Origin of the sequence: Longirhabdus pacifica, assembly GCF_004115085.1 — a bacterium.
In the GTDB taxonomy this organism is placed as follows: domain Bacteria; phylum Bacillota; class Bacilli; order Paenibacillales; family DSM-105158; genus Longirhabdus; species Longirhabdus pacifica.
This window is the reverse complement of record NZ_QXJP01000005.1, coordinates 204,570-222,126: the sequence shown is the minus strand read 5'-3', so window position 1 is coordinate 222,126 and position 17,557 is coordinate 204,570. Positions and strand designations below refer to the sequence as shown.

At 35.7% G+C, this 17,557-nt stretch carries 17 protein-coding genes, 1 other RNA gene and 1 pseudogene; 5 read left to right on the top strand and 14 right to left on the bottom strand.

Annotated elements, in window-relative coordinates:
* Positions 1-326 (top strand): annotated as a pseudogene (locus D1Z92_RS17250) (hypothetical protein); the annotation flags it as partial.
* Between the two features lie 17 nt (positions 327-343).
* Positions 344-757, top strand: coding sequence for a M67 family metallopeptidase (locus tag D1Z92_RS06125; protein ID WP_128894772.1), 414 nt, complete (start codon positions 344-346; stop codon positions 755-757).
* 50 nt (positions 758-807) lie between these two features.
* Here D1Z92_RS06125 and D1Z92_RS06120 read toward each other — a convergent pair whose 3' ends face one another.
* The 3 genes from D1Z92_RS06120 to D1Z92_RS06110 all read right to left on the bottom strand — a co-directional run bounded on the left by D1Z92_RS06120 (position 808) and on the right by D1Z92_RS06110 (position 4,295).
* Positions 808-1,542, bottom strand: a complete 735-nt coding sequence (locus D1Z92_RS06120) for an exonuclease domain-containing protein (protein ID WP_128894771.1) — start codon at positions 1,540-1,542, stop codon at positions 808-810.
* 1 nt (position 1,543) lies between these two features.
* Positions 1,544-2,620 (bottom strand): DUF294 nucleotidyltransferase-like domain-containing protein, encoded by a 1,077-nt coding sequence (locus D1Z92_RS06115; protein ID WP_164931476.1) that lies wholly within the window; start codon positions 2,618-2,620, stop codon positions 1,544-1,546.
* Positions 2,621-3,038: 418 nt separating this feature from the next.
* The gene (locus D1Z92_RS06110) at positions 3,039-4,295 is read right to left on the bottom strand and encodes an ammonium transporter (protein WP_128894769.1); all 1,257 of its coding nucleotides are present in this window, start codon (positions 4,293-4,295) and stop codon (positions 3,039-3,041) included.
* 422 nt (positions 4,296-4,717) lie between these two features.
* Here D1Z92_RS06110 and D1Z92_RS06105 point away from each other — a divergent pair, with 422 nt between their 5' ends.
* Positions 4,718-5,155 (top strand): MerR family transcriptional regulator, encoded by a 438-nt coding sequence (locus D1Z92_RS06105; RefSeq protein WP_128894768.1) that lies wholly within the window; start codon positions 4,718-4,720, stop codon positions 5,153-5,155.
* 136 nt (positions 5,156-5,291) lie between these two features.
* Positions 5,292-5,969 carry a zinc metallopeptidase gene (locus tag D1Z92_RS06100; protein ID WP_128894767.1) on the top strand — a complete coding sequence of 226 codons (678 nt, stop codon included), beginning with the start codon at positions 5,292-5,294 and terminating at the stop codon, positions 5,967-5,969.
* Between the two features lie 121 nt (positions 5,970-6,090).
* Here the strand turns inward: D1Z92_RS06100 and D1Z92_RS06095 are convergent, their stop codons facing one another.
* The 8 genes from D1Z92_RS06095 to D1Z92_RS06060 all read right to left on the bottom strand — a co-directional run bounded on the left by D1Z92_RS06095 (position 6,091) and on the right by D1Z92_RS06060 (position 14,947).
* Positions 6,091-6,660, bottom strand: a complete 570-nt coding sequence (locus tag D1Z92_RS06095; protein ID WP_128894766.1) for a tetratricopeptide repeat protein — start codon at positions 6,658-6,660, stop codon at positions 6,091-6,093.
* A gap of 154 nt (positions 6,661-6,814) precedes the next feature.
* Positions 6,815-7,735, bottom strand: coding sequence for an oligopeptide ABC transporter permease (gene opp4C, locus D1Z92_RS06090; RefSeq protein WP_370741233.1), 921 nt, complete (start codon positions 7,733-7,735; stop codon positions 6,815-6,817).
* 6 nt (positions 7,736-7,741) lie between these two features.
* Complete coding sequence (gene opp4B, locus D1Z92_RS06085; RefSeq protein ID WP_128894765.1) at positions 7,742-8,707, bottom strand: oligopeptide ABC transporter permease; 966 nt, start codon at positions 8,705-8,707, stop codon at positions 7,742-7,744.
* A gap of 35 nt (positions 8,708-8,742) precedes the next feature.
* Positions 8,743-10,506: an oligopeptide ABC transporter substrate-binding protein gene (gene opp4A, locus D1Z92_RS06080; protein ID WP_128894764.1), complete on the bottom strand. Its 1,764-nt coding sequence runs from the start codon at positions 10,504-10,506 to the stop codon at positions 8,743-8,745.
* A gap of 284 nt (positions 10,507-10,790) precedes the next feature.
* Positions 10,791-11,768, bottom strand: a complete 978-nt coding sequence (locus D1Z92_RS06075; protein WP_128894763.1) for an ABC transporter ATP-binding protein — start codon at positions 11,766-11,768, stop codon at positions 10,791-10,793.
* Positions 11,769-11,798: 30 nt separating this feature from the next.
* Positions 11,799-12,818, bottom strand: coding sequence for an ABC transporter ATP-binding protein (locus tag D1Z92_RS06070; protein ID WP_128894762.1), 1,020 nt, complete (start codon positions 12,816-12,818; stop codon positions 11,799-11,801).
* Between the two features lie 471 nt (positions 12,819-13,289).
* Positions 13,290-14,177 carry a glutamate biosynthesis transcriptional regulator GltC gene (gltC, locus tag D1Z92_RS06065; RefSeq protein ID WP_128894761.1) on the bottom strand — a complete coding sequence of 296 codons (888 nt, stop codon included), beginning with the start codon at positions 14,175-14,177 and terminating at the stop codon, positions 13,290-13,292.
* 137 nt (positions 14,178-14,314) lie between these two features.
* Positions 14,315-14,947, bottom strand: coding sequence for a rhomboid family intramembrane serine protease (locus D1Z92_RS06060; protein WP_128894760.1), 633 nt, complete (start codon positions 14,945-14,947; stop codon positions 14,315-14,317).
* 176 nt (positions 14,948-15,123) lie between these two features.
* Between D1Z92_RS06060 and tpx the strand changes: the two genes are divergently transcribed.
* The gene (tpx, locus tag D1Z92_RS06055) at positions 15,124-15,639 is read left to right on the top strand and encodes a thiol peroxidase (RefSeq protein ID WP_128894759.1); all 516 of its coding nucleotides are present in this window, start codon (positions 15,124-15,126) and stop codon (positions 15,637-15,639) included.
* 126 nt (positions 15,640-15,765) lie between these two features.
* Here the strand turns inward: tpx and D1Z92_RS06050 are convergent, their stop codons facing one another.
* From D1Z92_RS06050 to ssrS, 3 genes are all read right to left on the bottom strand, one after another.
* Positions 15,766-16,137, bottom strand: a complete 372-nt coding sequence (locus D1Z92_RS06050; RefSeq protein WP_128894758.1) for a DUF1499 domain-containing protein — start codon at positions 16,135-16,137, stop codon at positions 15,766-15,768.
* A 305-nt stretch (positions 16,138-16,442) separates the two neighbouring features.
* Entirely contained in the window at positions 16,443-17,171 is a 729-nt protein-coding gene (gene sleB / locus D1Z92_RS06045; RefSeq protein WP_370741232.1) for a spore cortex-lytic enzyme, read from the bottom strand.
* An 80-nt stretch (positions 17,172-17,251) separates the two neighbouring features.
* Positions 17,252-17,440, bottom strand: a non-coding RNA gene (gene ssrS, locus D1Z92_RS06040) — 6S RNA.
* Between the last annotated feature and the right edge of the window lie 117 nt (positions 17,441-17,557).

Below are 17,557 nucleotides of genomic sequence, written 5' to 3'. Positions count from 1 at the left end.
AAAAGTATCTACTTCCCAAGAAGCATCCACTTCAAACGACCCGTAAGGGTGTTAAGTGGCGTGTAGTTCACCCACCCTTTCTATTATTAGACTATGCACTAGCACAAATCTGTGCATTGCAATTTTGGGACAAGATGCAGCATAACTGGTACGATGCTTGGAAAGACTACTTATCCTTGTGTTTAGCAGGTGGCAGCAGACCATTTTTAGAAGTGATCCAACATTCCAATATACAATCTCCATTTGAGGCGTCCTGTTTACAATCTATTACGGATAAAGTAGAACGTGCTATAGATGAAATAGAGGATAAAAAAATGGTGATATAAAAGGAAGACATATTATTATGATTTACTTTCGAAATACTATTTATGAAGAACTGATTGCATATGGAAAACAGCATTTACCTTACGAATGCTGTGGTGTCCTCATCGGTCAAAATCAACAAGAGGATATATTTATAGAACAGTTTATTCCAATTACCAATGTAGCTAAAAACAAAAGGAAACAATTTATGTTTTGTCCAAAGCAATGGACTACGATTCTCTTACAATACGAACACCATGAACAACACAACATTGTAGGTATTTTTCATTCCCACCCTGATGAAGAACCTTTTCCTTCTAGCGAGGACAAAAAATTAATGTGGAGAAGCATTCCAACATACTGGATTGCTTCTTATCGAGATAAGCCTATATTAGAGGGATTTCATATTACAGAGGACCAGTGGTTTCATCCCGTGTCTTATAAGTTTATTTAGTGCTATTCACCCTTCACCCCCATGATTCTTGAAGTATGAACTAGGTTATGTTATCGACTCAAATGAGCGTACAATTCACCTAATGTATGTACTTTTCTATTCAGCATTTGCTGTACAAATTTTATCCATAGTTGTGCAGTCATTTGGGCATCATGCAGTGCATGGTGCCTCCCTATATCCGCAATATCATATAATTGAATGAGCTCATCCAATCCATAATGATCTTCATTAGGATGAAGCCATTTCGCAACCATCATGGTATCCATCACACGATGAGTCAATCTCGTTCGAGATGTTTTCCATAACGCCTCATTTAAAAATTGTTTATCATGTCCAGATCCGTGAGCAACCAACACTCTCTTACCAACAAAATCGAGAAAATTTCGTAACCCTTCAATAATAAAGGGGGAAGATTGAACCATTTCTTCCGTTATACCCGTTAATTGTTGTATCGATGTTGGGATATCTCTGTTAGGATTAATTAACGTATAAAAATTTTCAGCTTCTTCTATGTGTAAGCCTGTCACTTTCACTGCACCTATGGATAGGATCTCATCGCCTTGTTTTGGAGAGAATCCTGTCGTCTCCAGATCAAAAATAACCAACTCCAAATCTTTAAGTGAAGTGGACAACTGGGCCTCATGCCTTTGCTTTTTCATCAGTGCACGTATGAGCGCCATATGATGTGCGTTCTGATCTCCTGTTGCAGCAGCCCAAGCAGAAGTTAAGCCACCTTGACGATATAAATTCCACATTCTACCTGCCGCACTTCTGTTTTCTTTCACATCATCTCTCTCCCTCTGGCATAGAGCTGATTACCTTTTTTACATACTTTTGTAGTTGGGTTCCAGTCTTTATACTTTGTTTTAACTCTTCTACTTGCTTTTTTGTTAAACGATCTGCTTTTAACATCCCATTAGATGTAAAACAACCTTGTTTGTGTTCATAATGTGCCATCATTCTGTACTTCATAGCATCACAAAAAGCAATACTCCACTTTGTAGCTACTTCTTCTGTTATCCAGTTGTTTTGCTGCAATTGCTCTATTCTTTCTAATGTGGAACAAGCATCTATGCCGTGCTTTATTGCTAATAATCGAATTCCATTTACGATCGGTATATACATACCATATTTTATATCGATACTTCCCGCCGCTACTCCATATTGTTCTGTTATTAATCTACCAAAAATATTGACCATCACTTTATGTCTCAACGTATTTCTCAACATATGTTTTAAAACAGCGTAATCGAAATACGAACGGAAACAAAACGGTTGATGTATATCTTCTGGCATAGACCCATGTTGATAAATCACTCTAACATCAGCACAAATAAGTAAATAACGTATATTCTCCCAGTCAGGATTATCGATCCAGTGCTTTAATTGCTGATCCCATTGCTGTACATTTAAACACCATGCTTCATTACTGCATGTAACCTTTCCATCGCATGGAGGGTAACCGATGGACTCTAATGTTTGCTCTATCATTTTTCCCAATTGTACAAAATAATCTCGATGTAACTCTTCTTCTTTATCATTGTTGCTATGATAAATCAGTCCGTTATCTTGATCACTCCACAATGTCTGCTCTTGTCTGCCGCCACTCCCAAATAAAACAAACTGAAAAGACAAAGGCGGCTTCCCCATCCCGTTACATTCCAATTTTTCCATGGTCAACTCTATCGATTTGCATATGATTCCATCATGAATCTGATTAATGAAACCGACGTACTCTCGTATATTACACTGAGAAAAATCAACCACGCCATCATGAAATTGTTTTCGAATTAGTTTTAGCTCTTCTACTGTGTTCGCCTGGTTTATTTTTTGTCCGAATAATCGAATTGACAACAACCCCAAAACATTACTTCCCCCTCTCCAAAACTTCATTATTTTATTGTATTAAACTCCTTGCTTTTCCGTACCATGATATTCATTTTGATATAATTTTTTTTATTTAAGTTGAAGAAACAAGTTCAACCAACTTATTACCGCTATGCATAAGATGAAGAAATCTCTACATCAATCTTTACAGCTGGCTACTGAGGCGTAAACTTCGTTTTCATTATTTCTTTATCTTATATAACTTGTCATTTAAAAAATATTGAATATCGCTCATTATTTTATATTCATATTTTTCTGTTCAACGCATTTGATGGTGAAGTTATTTACCTGTACATTACGATGCACAAAACATCATTGGGTATTGAACCCAATGATGTTTGTCAATAAGATCAACCCATCTATAATTTCTGTTTACAAGATAAAGTTTAAACCATTAAACAGATTGAGAACCACCGCTATTTTTCATTTGTTCTGGATAACCATAAGATCCATGTTCACTTAAATCTAATCCTATAATTTCTTGTTCTTCTGTTACTCTTAAACCTATCGTCTTCTTCATCACATATAAGATAGCAAAAGAAACAACGAACGCAAATAGTCCACTTGTTACGACACCCATTATCTGTACACCTAACTGTTCAAAGCCACCGCCATAAAACAATCCTTTTTTTCCTACACTAGCTAACGTATCTGTAGCAAAGAAACCAGTAGATATCGTTCCCCAAACTCCAGCTACACCGTGTACAGATAACGCGTAGATTGGATCATCTATTTTTAGTTTTTCAAACATCTTCATACTATAGACAACAATAATTCCTGCTATTATACCGATAACAACCGATGCCCAAGGTGTAACGAAAGCACATGAAGCAGTAATGGCTACTAAGCCTGCAAGCGCACCATTTAACATCGTTGGTACATCCGCTTTACCAGAAACAGCCCACGCAATCAGTAACGCGGCTATCGCACCAGCTCCTGCTGCTAGTTGCGTATTGAAAGCAACATATCCGAAAAAGCCATCTCCTACTTCTAATGTACTCCCTGCGTTGAAACCAAACCAACCTACCCAAAGAATAAGCACACCTAATGCCGTAAACACCTGATTGTGACCATGTATTTCATTAGCTGAACCATCTTTATTAAATTTACCAATACGAGGTTTTAATAAAATCGTCGCTGCTAGTGCTGCCATTGCTCCAGTTAAATGAACGACGGTTGAACCTGCAAAATCTTGCTTCCCATGTTCAGATAACCATCCGCCACCCCAAATCCAATGCGCGATAATTGGATATACAAGCGCTGTGAACAAGACAGAAAAGATAAGATAAGCCGCAAGCTTACCACGTTCTGCGAATCCGCCCCATGCGATCGTCAGTGAGATCCCGGCAAATGCGAGCTGAAATAAAAAGGATGTTCCTAGTGGCGTTGCACCATCAAATTGACCATATGGATCAATAAAAAAGTCTCCCCAACCTATAAACGCATTTCCACTACCACCATATATTAACCCCCAACCGACGGCCCAAAATACTAAAGTACAGATGCCAAAAGTAAAAATAGTCTTTCCTGCAACATGCCCTGCATTTTTCATTCTAGTTGAACCTGATTCCAATAATATAAATCCACCTTGCATAAAAATAACTAAAATAGCTGCCAACGTCATCCAAATTGCATTTAATTGCATTTCCATTTAAGATCTCCCCCAATATGTTAACTTTAGTTACATAACGTGATATTGTTATTGTCATTATAGGTGGATACCCGTATGTTTTCAAGTATTAAATTGTAAATTTTCGTTTTTTATCTTCAATATTATCGATTTTCAATTTTGTTTCTTATAGTTATGTTTTATTTACTTGTGTAATATTAAATAACACAACATTTCATTTACTTTATTTTCCTTTTTACTAGATTCACAAATTTTTCTCTTACCACCCTTTACTGCATTCATCTCATTCAGTAATATATAATGTATTACGTTACTGTTTTTGTAGTTGGTCTATGCACTTTTTTGCAATGCGGCCATTAAAATAGTTAAATTCTTACATTCAACATATGATGAATGGATGTAGGACATGAGTAAGTAATAAGTAAGACATGGGGTGAATATACATGAGCAAAGACTTACTAAGAATTGGACAATTAGCTAAAGAAGTGAATAGCACAACACGCACCATAGATTATTACACCTCACAAGGATTGCTGCATCCCATTAAAAGATCAGAGTCTAACTATCGCTTATATCATCGCGATTCCATCCCACGATTTCAACGTATTGAATGGTTAAAAAAAGAGAAATATAGTCTTGAAGATATTAAAACATTCTTAGACCAATGGGATAATATTCAGTGTAATAGCGAAATTGGTGACAAAATCGTTAAGCTGGAGCAACACATGCGACAACTCGAAAAAGAATTAAAAGAAATAAAACCTTTCGTAGAAAACTTGAAACCTTCACAAGCGAAGAACGTATATAAGGTATTAACTTCTAGGAGTGCTGCATGCATTGAAGCCATTATGCTTTTGCTGGAAAGAGGGCCAATGATGTAAAAAGGTACATGACATTGCTTTCTTTTGTGAAAGGGCTCTGATACAGCTAAAAAGCAAAGTTTTCACTTAGCGTGTAGGCAACAAATGTGGTAAAATAGCAGTAAAGATCTAAATTATTTGATGGAGGGAAGACAACATGCTTGGTTTTTTATATTTGTTAGGCTTTATCATTTTTGGTGTCACCATTTGGGCTCAATTTAGAGTAAAAGGAACTTTTAATAAATTCACAAAAGTGGCGGCGTCTTCTGGTATGACTGGTTACGAAGCTGCCCGTAAAATGCTAGATACAAATGGACTATATGATGTTCAAATTGAGCCAGTAAGAGGAACATTAACTGATCATTACGATCCTATCAAAAAAGTCGTTCGCTTATCAGAACCTGTATATAATGGTAGATCTATTTCAGCCATCTCGGTGGCATGCCACGAAATTGGCCATGCTATTCAAGATAGTGTAAGCTACCCAATGCTCGTGCTTCGTCATCGTATGTTCCCAGCAGTAAACTTTACATCTGGTATTGCTCCATTTCTTTTACTTGCAGGTATATTCATGAATGCGTTAAACTTAGTCCTTGTCGGTGTTATATTTTTCGCAGTGACTGTATTATTCCAACTCGTTACGTTACCAGTTGAGTTTAATGCGAGCAATAGAGCTAGAGAGCAGATGGTTTCATTAGGATTCATAGGAAATAATGAAGAACGCGGCGTAGCAAAAGTATTGAATGCAGCAGCTTTAACTTACGTTGCAGCAGCAGCGTTTGCAGTCGTTCAATTGTTGCAATTCGTATTTATGTTTTTAAACAATAATGAGTAATAGTGATACACAAGTATTAAAGCAAAAGCATCTTCTAATATAGAAGATGCTTTTTTGTGTAGTGGTTTATGTAGTAATTCTTATAGCAATGATGTAGTAATGTTAATTTCACGTAGCAATGTCAATTCAAAGACCTACTTGTTATGATTTTTTCTTTGCATACATCCACTGCCTTCTGTGAAGAAGCAAGCAAACTTTCATTTGCTTTATCCTCTCTAATGGACAAGGCTTTCTCAAAGTATACTAATGCTACTGTAAACCGACATTGATCATAAAGGCATTTTCCATAATGCTGGTATGTAAAATCTTTGTATGCCTCATATATCTGTTCAGACTGCGCTAATTTTACACACTGCTCAAACATCTTATTTGCTATATCAAATTCATGTTCCCATTGATATATGTGAGCTAAACGAAGTTTGTTAACAAAAATGGACACATCATCGTTTAACTCCCTCAAAATACGAATCGCTTCAGTTAAATATTGCTTGCCTTCCTCGTACTTTCTCAACACTCTGAGGTAAGCTCCGATATTGCCCATGTATTTCGCTTTTTGCTTTATTGTTATGTTTGTATTCTGTAGTTGTTGCTTTAGAAATTGTACCCCTTTGTGCATCTCTTCTTCATTTTCAGGTAATTCTCTTAACTGTTCATCAAAGGTGAAATTCATATTATAAGGATTTATCTCCACAATCACTTTTCCACCTTTCTTTCTAACTTAGACAATTATCAATGCAGTACCAGACATGAGATGTAATTAAACTTATTTTACAACAATACTGTATAGTATTGTAGTCATTTATACACAAAAAAACTATCACATTATAGCTGTGATAGTTTTTTTCTTATTTACTGGATTTAGGATTGAATGCATCCTTTAACCCTTCACCGATAAAGTTAATGCAAAGTATCGTTACACTGATCAATACAGCAGGAGGTATCCACATCCATACTTTATTTTGTAATATGTCAGATTGCCTTGCTGAAGAAAGCATATTTCCCCAACTTGGCTCTGATTGAGGAACACCAAATCCTAAGAATGTAAGACCTGCTTCAGCTACAATCATACCAGCAAACAATAACGTTGCTTGAACAATGACGATGGAAATAACATTCGGCAACAAATGCTTAAACATGATTTTAAAAGAACTATTTCCAATTGATTTTGCTGCCATAATATATTCATTTTCTTTCTCTGCTAACACTTTACTTCTCACCATACGTGTAGCACCGCCCCAACTAAGGGCACTAATAACAATGATTAATAACCAAACGCCACCAACGACACTATTTTTAACTAAAATACCATTTAATGCGATAACAAAAACGTAGAATGGTAAGATGAGAACAAAATCCACAATTCTCATAATAAAGGTATCCAACCATCCCCCATAAAAACCTGCTAAGAGACCTAATGTTGTACCTATTAACATAATGAAAACAGTACACATAAATCCTACCATTAATGAAGTACGGCCACCGTGTAGAACGAGCGTAAATACATCTCTTCCGCCTTTATCCGTACCTAACCAATGATCAGCTGAAGGAGGCTGACTTGCTTCTAATACATTTATTTTCGTAATATCGCTCGTTGCAATAATAGGTGCTAATAAAGCCAAAGTAATTATAATCATTAGAATAACAAAACTTATCATCGCTACTTTATTTTTCATAAATTTGCGACGAGCTATAGCCCAAGGGGAATGAGAAGTTTTATTTTTCATGTTAATATCTATTTGAGAACTAGTTTCTGTTTTCAATGACAATCCTCCTTACTCCACCTTAACTCTCGGATCAACAAGAGAGTATAAAATATCTGCTAGCATATTTCCAATGATTACAATTACTGCAAACATCATCGTTAATGTCATAATTAATGGGTAGTCTTGTTTGCCTACAGAATCTAAAAACAATTTCCCAATACCCGGATATGTGAAAATGGTTTCTGTGATAACTGCTCCATTTATCATAAAAGCTAAATCAAATCCAAACAATGTTACGATAGGAATTAAAGAATTCCTTAGAATATGCTTATTATATATATTGGATTCTGAAGTCCCTTTGGCTCTTGCTGTTCTTACATAATCTTTACGACTGTTATCAATAATATCATTTCTTAAAAATTGTGTGTAAGAAGCGGCACTGAATGCTCCTAACACAATGGCAGGCAATAATGTGTGATTTAATCTACTCATCCAGTATTCCCACGTACCTTCTTCTACGCCCATTCCTACAGATCCACTAGAAGGAAACCATTGTAAATTAAATGCAAATATATAAATGAAGGCAATAGCTAGTACATAACTTGGAATAGCAAGGGCAAGATAGTTAAAACCATTGATAGCATAATCACCAATTGTATAAGGCTTTTTACCTGAGTATAGCCCCATAATAAAAGAAATAGCGTACGTTATAATTAGTGCAAGAATTGTTAAAAATATCGTGTTGTCAAGTCGTTGTTTAATCAAAACAGAAACATCCGTTTTATAACTAATAGACTTTCCAAAGTCTCCTTGAACGAAATTAGACAACCATCTCCCGTATTGTACTAATATGGGATCGTTGTAACCTAACTGCTCTCGCTTCTCCTCAATTTGTTCCGGTTTTAATTTTGTCGGATCAATTTCTCCCCCGAAAGGGTCCCCTGGCATAAGCTGTGCCAGGGTAAAAACAACGATGGAGACAAGGAGCAACATTGGTATCATAATGAGCAGTCTTCGAATAATGTATTTTAACATTAAGATATCTCCTTATCTTTCGAAATCTCAACTAGTTATTGAGCAATATACCATTCATGCTCTTTATCAGGACCAACTACATCCAAGTAAACTCCGAATAAATTTTGATTGATCGCAAATAACTCTTGGTATTCGAATAGTGGTATTGCTGGTAGCTGTTCGTTAAACAATTGTTGCCATTCCACGTATAATTCCTTACGTGCATCTTGATCTGAACCAACGACATTAAAATCTTTTGCGTCAAGTAAAAGTTGCTCATGCTTATCGTCTACCCAACGTGTCATATTCCAAAGTGCACCAGAACCCCATGTTGGATATGGATCAGGATCTACACCAGTTACCCAACCACCAAAGTACACTTCAATTTCAGGATCGTCATTTTCTAACATATCATAATATAAGTTAGCGTCAACTAATTGTCCTGTTGCATACTCAGCGTTCAATCCAACTTCTTGCCAATATTGCATCATAAGTTGTGATCTTAATTCAAACTGTTCTCTTCCACTATAATGTCCGAATTTAATCGTAAATACGTTTCCTTCTGGATCTTCTCTAAAGCCATCTCCATCAACATCGATGAAACCAGCTTCATCTAATAATTCCATCGCCTTTTCAGGATTATAATCATATTCAATCAAGTCAGCATTATCTGCTGTAATCCAGTGAGAAGAAGATGATGGTGTATAAATCGGAAGTCCTAATCCACTAAAAAATTCGTCTATAATTAATTGTCTATTAATTGCGTAACTCATTGCTTGACGTAAACGAACATCACCATATTTATTTGTTTCGTCTGTAACATTCAAAGTATTTTCTGCATCCCATTTACCCAATTTAAATCCAATGTAAGAGTAAGATAATCCAGGTAAAATTTCTAGCTTAACGCTGTTCATACCTTTAATTTCTTCCATTTTGGAAGGATGAGCATTTACAAAATCAATTTCACCTGATTCTAATGCACCTGTTACAAGAGAATCATCAAAGACTTTAATGTTGACGCCATCTAAATACGGCTTACCTTGCCAATAGTCATCGAAACGCTCTAATTCTACAAACTCACCTTGAACAACATTTTTCACTTTAAATGGACCAGTACTAATTGGTGCTGTTCTTACCAATTCAGAATCCAACATATCAGCAACAGGAATGTTTTCAAAACTTGCTTTATGCAATGGATATGTCCATAAGTTAATTAAATTGTTTACTTCTGGTTTTTCAAATGTAATTTCAATGTTATAATCATCAATCACATTTATACCTTCGATGGAATCTGCATTTCCTTCACGAAAAGCCTCAGCACCTTTGATGTTTGCAACATTTACCCAACGATCACCAGGGTATTCTTTGTTTGCTAACGTTTCAAGTGCAAAAACCCAATCATTAACCGTTAACTCATCACCATTATGCCACTTCACACCTTCTTTGAAAGTAAATGCAAGTGTAGTATCGTCTTTTTCTTCCCAAGTCGCAATGTTAGGTTGCGGTTGCATTTGCTCATTAAACGAAATTAAGTTGTCCGTAGTAAAGTTTAATATTTCAGCATCAGATGCATTAGAGTAAAAGTTTATATCTAAGATACCATTGAATTCTGCTCCTGCACCAACTGTTATTGTGCCACCTTCTTGTGGTTCTGGAATTTCTCCTTCTGCAGCATCTTCACCATTATTCTCGTCTGTTGCTGGTTCTTCTGTTTCATTACTGTCATTTCCACTTTCGTTGTCATTTTCACTACCACATGCAGCTAAAAATAGAGAAAATACTAGTAGTAAAGATAACAACATTAACATTGACTTTTTCATTTGTTTTGTGACCCCCATGTAAGTTATTCATCAAGATAATTAAGATTTTCACTAAATGCGAAATTGAATCTTTTTCGCATAATTCCAAAGTGTATCTTTTTGGAATTAGGATTCCAAATTGAACCTTTTTGGAATTAGGATTCCAAATTGAACCTTTTTGGAATTAGGATTCCAAATTGAACCTTTTTGGAATTAGGATTCCAAATTGAACCTTTTTGGAATTAGGATTCCAAATTGAATCTTTTTGGAATTAGGTGAAATTTTACCGATACAGTTCCGTATGATCAATATAGATGACACGCAACCTGATGACCTGATTTCACCTCCTTCAAAATTGGTTTCTTCTGCTTGCACTCTGGCTTTGCATGAGCACAACGCGGATGAAACGGGCATCCCGTAGGAGGGTTTGCTGGACTTGGAACATCGCCCTGCAAAATAATTCTTTCGGTTTTCTTTCTTGGGTCTGGTTCTGGAATTGCAGAAATGAGTGCCTGCGTATAAGGATGCAATGGTTCTTCATACATACTTTCTTTATCCGCAATCTCTACTAGCCCGCCTAGATACATGACACCAATGCGATCACTCATATGTTTCACTACACTTAAGTCATGAGCTATAAATAAATACGTAAGATCAAATTGTTCTTGTAACTCTTTTAATAAATTCAATACTTGTGATTGAACCGAGACATCTAGCGCAGATACAGGTTCGTCCGCAATAATGAGTTTCGGTCGTAATGCCAAAGCTCTTGCTATTCCTATACGTTGTCGCTGACCACCCGAAAATTCATGAGGATACTTATAGTAAGCATCGTGTGGTAAACCAACTTTTATAAGTAAATCCATCATTTCTTCTTTTAGTTTTTTCTTGTTTACTCTCTCGTAGTTTAAAACGGGCTCCGATATGATATCTCCAACCATTTGCTTTGGGTTTAAAGAAGAATAAGGGTCTTGAAATATCATTTGAAAATCTCTTCTTATTTTTCTCAGTTTTCCGCCTCGAAGCTGAGAAATATCTTCTCCGTTAAAAATAATTTCGCCTTCTGTTGCGTTTTGGAGTTGTAATATCGTTCTTCCAGTTGTAGATTTACCACACCCGGACTCACCAACTAAACCAAGCGTTTCACCTTTTTTTATTTCAAAAGAAACATCATCCACCGCTTTGACATGTCCAACGGTTCTTTGTAATATTCCGCCCTTGATAGGATAATATGTTTTGAGATTGTTTACTTCAAGTAAGTTTTCTTGTTGCGTTGTGTTCATCACCATTTTCCTCACCTTTCAGCATTAGCTTTATGCTTCATCGTATAAGAGACACGACACCAAATGCTCTTTTGAATCGTCCGCTTGACCAAGATCTACAGTTGGTTTTAATGTCGGAGTTTTAGTACGACATTCTGACTTAGCCATACTGCACCTATCAACAAATCTACATCCTTGTTCAGGCATGTTTTTAAGAGATGGAACTATCCCACTAATGGTTCCTAATGTCTCTTGTATAACGTCCAATTTAGGTACGGATTGGATCAATGCTTTCGTGTAGGGATGTTTTGGATTGTGAAACAACGTATCCACATCTGTTTTTTCAACAATTTTGCCTGCATACATAACGATAACTTCATCACACATTTCAGCAACTACGCCTAAGTCATGGGTGATTAGTATGATTGACATGTTATTTTCTTGTTGAATAGTTTTCATTAACTCTAGGATTTGAGCTTGAACCGTCACATCTAATGCAGTTGTTGGTTCATCAGCAATGAGTAGCTTAGGTTTACATGCAATCGCGATAGCGATCATTACTCTTTGTCTCATTCCACCTGATAATTGATGAGGATACTCATCGACTATCTTTTCCGGACGTGGAATCCCAACACTTTTTAATAGATCTATACTTTTTAATTTGGCATCTTTTTTAGAAATGTCGCTGTGATTGATCAATGTCTCCATGATTTGATATCCCACTGTAAAAACAGGGTTGAGGGCAGTCATAGGCTCCTGAAAAATCATAGACATGTCTTTACCGCGAATTTTATTCATCTCGTTATTGTTTAATTTGTTAATTTCATTACCATCAAATAAGATAGTACCATTTGCAATTTCTCCTATCCCCTTTGGAAGGAGATTCATGATGGATAATGACATCACACTTTTTCCGCAACCTGATTCACCAACGATACCAACAATTTTATTGGGCTTAACAGAAAAAGACACTTTATCCACTGCATTGTAAAATTTATTATCTATTGTAAAACCCGTTTCGAGATTATTAACTTCGAGTATTGGCTTTTCTGTCACATCTTGGGTTTTCATCTACACACCTCGACAAAATAATTTGAGTTCAACATAATAAATATACTTCTTATACGTTCATCATTTAATATAATTAGTGCACTATACCAACGTTAAATCTAAGTCTAATATTTTCTAAATTCTATTACACAACACACTATTTTGCAAGATTAAAATTAAAATTAATTACTTTATAATGCAAACTTTTCACATATAAAAAGATTAAAGTGTTTTGTGAAAAATGTGGTAAAATGTCGATAATACAAATCATTTTTGTGTTTTTTTGTATATTTTTCGACTTTATTTTTGTTTTATTCCTGTCGCTATCTATCATAAGCTAAAGTTTATAGGTTTCATAGTAAAAATCTTTACCAATGCTACATAAAGAATCAGGTAAAGAGTGTCTTCAATATAAAAATCCTCACCTAGATGATGAGGATATATAATACGACTATGCATTCATTTTGTAAAATTCTACGCACCCTATCATTGTTACTCAAAGTGCTTAACAATAAATTGCTTAAACTGCTCTGCAACGATTGGAAGTGCTTCTTTCTCACGATGAATTAAACCTATCGTTCTCGTTACATTTTGGTCAGATATAGACAAATGAACAGGTTTTAAAGGGCTAGAAGCATACTGCAAAGCCATCTCTGGTAATAAACTTACGCCCATCCCTGCAGCTACCAAACCACGAATTGTATCAGTCTCTTCTCCCTCGAAACTTATCGATGGAGTGAAGCCAGCTTCTTTACATGCATTCATCACAATTTCCCGAAGAGAAAACCCTTCACCAAACATAACGAACGAATCTTCTTTTAGTTGGTTTAGTTTAATGGAAGATTCCCCTGCAAGTTCATGATTAGATGGTAGTATAGCTAATAGTTCCTCCGTATACAAAACATCTCCCTTTACACAATTAACTTCACTAGGAAATGGCGAAATAAATGCGAGATCAATTTCTGCATTTAACAATGATTGAATGAGACTTTGATATTTACCCTGTTTGAATTTAAACTTTACATTCGGATGTTTTTGACGAAAAAGAGATACAATAAACGGTACCAAATGGACACCCATACTATGAGGAAAACCAAGACGAATTTCTCCTAGCTCAGGATCAATAAATTCTCTAATTTCATCTACTGCTCGATCTAAGCTTGCAAGAATAGTTTCCACTCTTCGTAAAAATAAACTGCCGACTGGAGTTAATTGCAAGTTTCTTCCTTGTTGTAAAAACAAATTAACGCCCAACTGTTCTTCTAACTGATGTATTTGTCGGCTAACCGCAGATTGCGCCACATGAAGTTCTTCCGCTGCTTTCGTCACATGTTGTTTTCTCGCTACTTTTGCAAAATATTGAAGTTGTCTTAATTCCACTGTTTTTCCAACTTTCTAATAGGTCTTTAACCGTTTGTCATTTATCGTTTTGCCTCAATATATATATCGTGCATAGCGTGATAAAAATAAACATAATGAGAATACATTGTACTCAACATTTTATCCAGCTGATCCATCTATTTCGATTTAGAACGCAGTTTCATTTTTTTATAAAGCATAAATAATAAAAATCCAGTAATAAACCCTCCCAAATGGGCGGCAAGATTCACTCTTCCTCCGCCAAACACAAGAGGAATAAGCGGAGAAGCAATACCAATAATTAAAAAGATTTGCAGCGTTCTCCTAGAAAGCAAATCTAATGTTGCACGATGATAAACAAATATATATATATATGCTCCTAATACCCCATATATAGCTCCTGAAGCACCCACCGTAACAACCGCTTCATTCAAAATATTATCATACCATATTTTGCTTGCGATGTTACCCATAATTCCAGCTAATACATACAAAGTCAGAAATTTGACATGACCGAGTAATCTTTCTAAAGAAGGTGCAAATAAAAAAAGTGAAAAACAGTTAAAAAGCAGATGTTGCATATCTGCATGCAAAAAAATGGAAGTGACATATCTCCAAAGTTCTGCCTCTCCTAAGTAGCTAATGTTAAAATAAAGCCGCCCTAACACTAATAACTTATCACCAAGCAATAAATTAAGAAGATGCACCATGAGATTGATTGCTAAAAGATAAAATGCAATTGGATAATACTTCATATATTCACGAAAGCTTTCATTTCTTATGAAAATCATATGTACCCCTCTTTTACTTTATTCTCTCCTTACATTTTACCACATTACAATATCCCAATTGAAGATAACGCATCATCTTTCAAACAATCTCAACTACAATGTAGACATCATTTCATCATAACTTATATAATGGTTATGGAGATATACAAGATCACTTATTATGAGGAGGAATTACAATGGAAGAACGCTCAGGAGTAGCAACATTAAAAGGCAATCCCATTACGTTAGTCGGTTCACAATTATCAGCAGGTGATCAGGCACCAGACTTCCAATTACATAAAGATTTACTAAACACCGTTAGTCTCGCAGACTATGCAGGGAAAATTAAATTAATCAGTGTTGTACCATCGTTAGACACTGGTGTTTGTGACCAACAAACAAGACGTTTTAATGAAGAAGCAGCACAGTTAGGTGAAAATGTCGTTGTCATTACTGTAAGTGTGGATCTTCCATTTGCGCAAGCACGTTGGTGTGGAGCAGCAGGTATCGAAAATGTCATTACACTTTCAGATTATAAAACAAACGACTTTGGAAAGTCATACGGCGTTCTTATTAAAGAACTGGCACTTGATATGCGATCCATTTTTGTTGTAGATCAACATGATAAAATCGCTTATGCAGAATACTTATCAGAAATGACAAATCACCCTAATTATGAAGCAGCAATGGAAGCCGTGAAAAAATTAGCTTAAATTTTGTACATTTCTTTTTAGCATCATCAAGCTTGATTAAAAGCATTCATTAATGAAACAAAAAACACAAACAGAGAGTAGAACAACTCCTTGTTTGTGTTTTTATATATGTTCACTTCTTCTTTCTCAGCGAAATGTTTTATCTAACACTTTATAAATTGCAACAATGGTTCTGTAGTTGGCACCTAGATCACCTAAACTTCCACGTGAAGCGGAGTGTATATCTATGGCGGTTTTACTCGCTTTTACATTGAATAACGTAATGGTTATATCTTGTACTCTTCCTGTTGCGCTTTTTTTCTCGCATATAATTTCGCCACTATTTTTTACTTCATATGTCACTTTAATGTCTTTCATCTGTTTGACAGCTGCAAGTGTTTCATTCCAAGCTTTTTCCCCAAATACAGAATAATATCTTGTCTTTAACACAGGATCTTTAGCATCTTCCCCTGTTTTCTCTACACTTCGTATTAATCCAGACAATACTCTTCTTATCAATGTTATCCCCGTTATCGAAACTCAAAAGTCCCTCAGCGTCAAATGGTAACGCTGACAACGGTTTCAACTCCTCCCTATCCTGACTTGAACATGACGGATTATAAATATCATATATGATCACGTATCTGATAAAATTATACCATGTTCATCTTTTTTCATATATATATGATGCAGAAAACGTATGCAGAAAAGTATATTTTATATAAGTTGAATGAATTTTTTCAACCAACTCATTACCATTATGCATAAGATGGAGGAGTCTCCACATCACAAAAGAGTGTAAACTTTTACCTGAGAAATACTGATTACTTGCAAAAAATATGTTTTCCAATCTTTTTTATTTGTGGACGAGTCCAAATCCAACTAGAAGTAGCTGTATCAGGATTAAAATAATACAATGCACCTAGTGAAGGGTCCCAACCATTTATCGCGTCTCTAGCCGCTTGATAGGATAAGCTATTAGGCTCCAACCATATTTGTCCGTCCGTCACCGCCGTGAAAGCTCCGGGTTGAAAAATAACACTAGAAATGGTATTGGGAAACAATTGGCTTTTAATCCGGTTTAATACTACCGCTGCAACAGCAACTTGCCCTTCATATGGCTCTCCTCTTGCTTCTCCATAAATTGCTCGTGCTAAGATTTGAAGATCATTGAATGAAATTTCAGAGGGACTGTAGCTAAGAGAAGGAGTCCAATTCTGCGTTGCTTTCCACAACATATTTTTCGTTTTTTCACCAACTACACCATCCACTGTCATGCCAAAACGATATTGGAAATTTCTTACGGAAGCCAATGTCTGTGATCCGAAAATCCCATCTATATTCCCATTATAATAACCTAAGTATTTTAATCTTCCCTGCAACTCATACACGTCTCCTCCTGTGGAGCCTTGACGTAAAGTTAGATCGCTAAATGCTTCACTTTCTATCGGTTGAAAAGGAAGAAATACGACCAATGCGAGCAAACAAAGAAACACTTTTTTACAACGATTTCTTTTACTATTATGTTTAAAATGGAATAGCTTAAACAACACAAAAATACCCCCATCCATATGTATTGATTTAATACATATTATGAGAGTTTCTCCGTTTAACTATGCATATGTTATATGATTCATAACCCGCTATGCCGTCCGATCCAGTATGTCCTTGAACCTTCTCCATAGAAGGTGGGTTTCCGCAATTTAGTTTTTAGTTCCCCTTTGCAAATGAAAGGGCATACTAGCTGCTAAACAATGTAAGAATCCCAAAAGACAAACATTGGTTCAAACATGATGAACCGCAACGAACACGGCAGGAAATGAATATAAAAAACTTTTAAATGAAGTAAATCATACCAACTCTAAAGATAACTGCGATTAAAAAGCAACTATACTTTTAAATAACTTATATCTTATTATAAAAAGGTTTTATGAGAAAG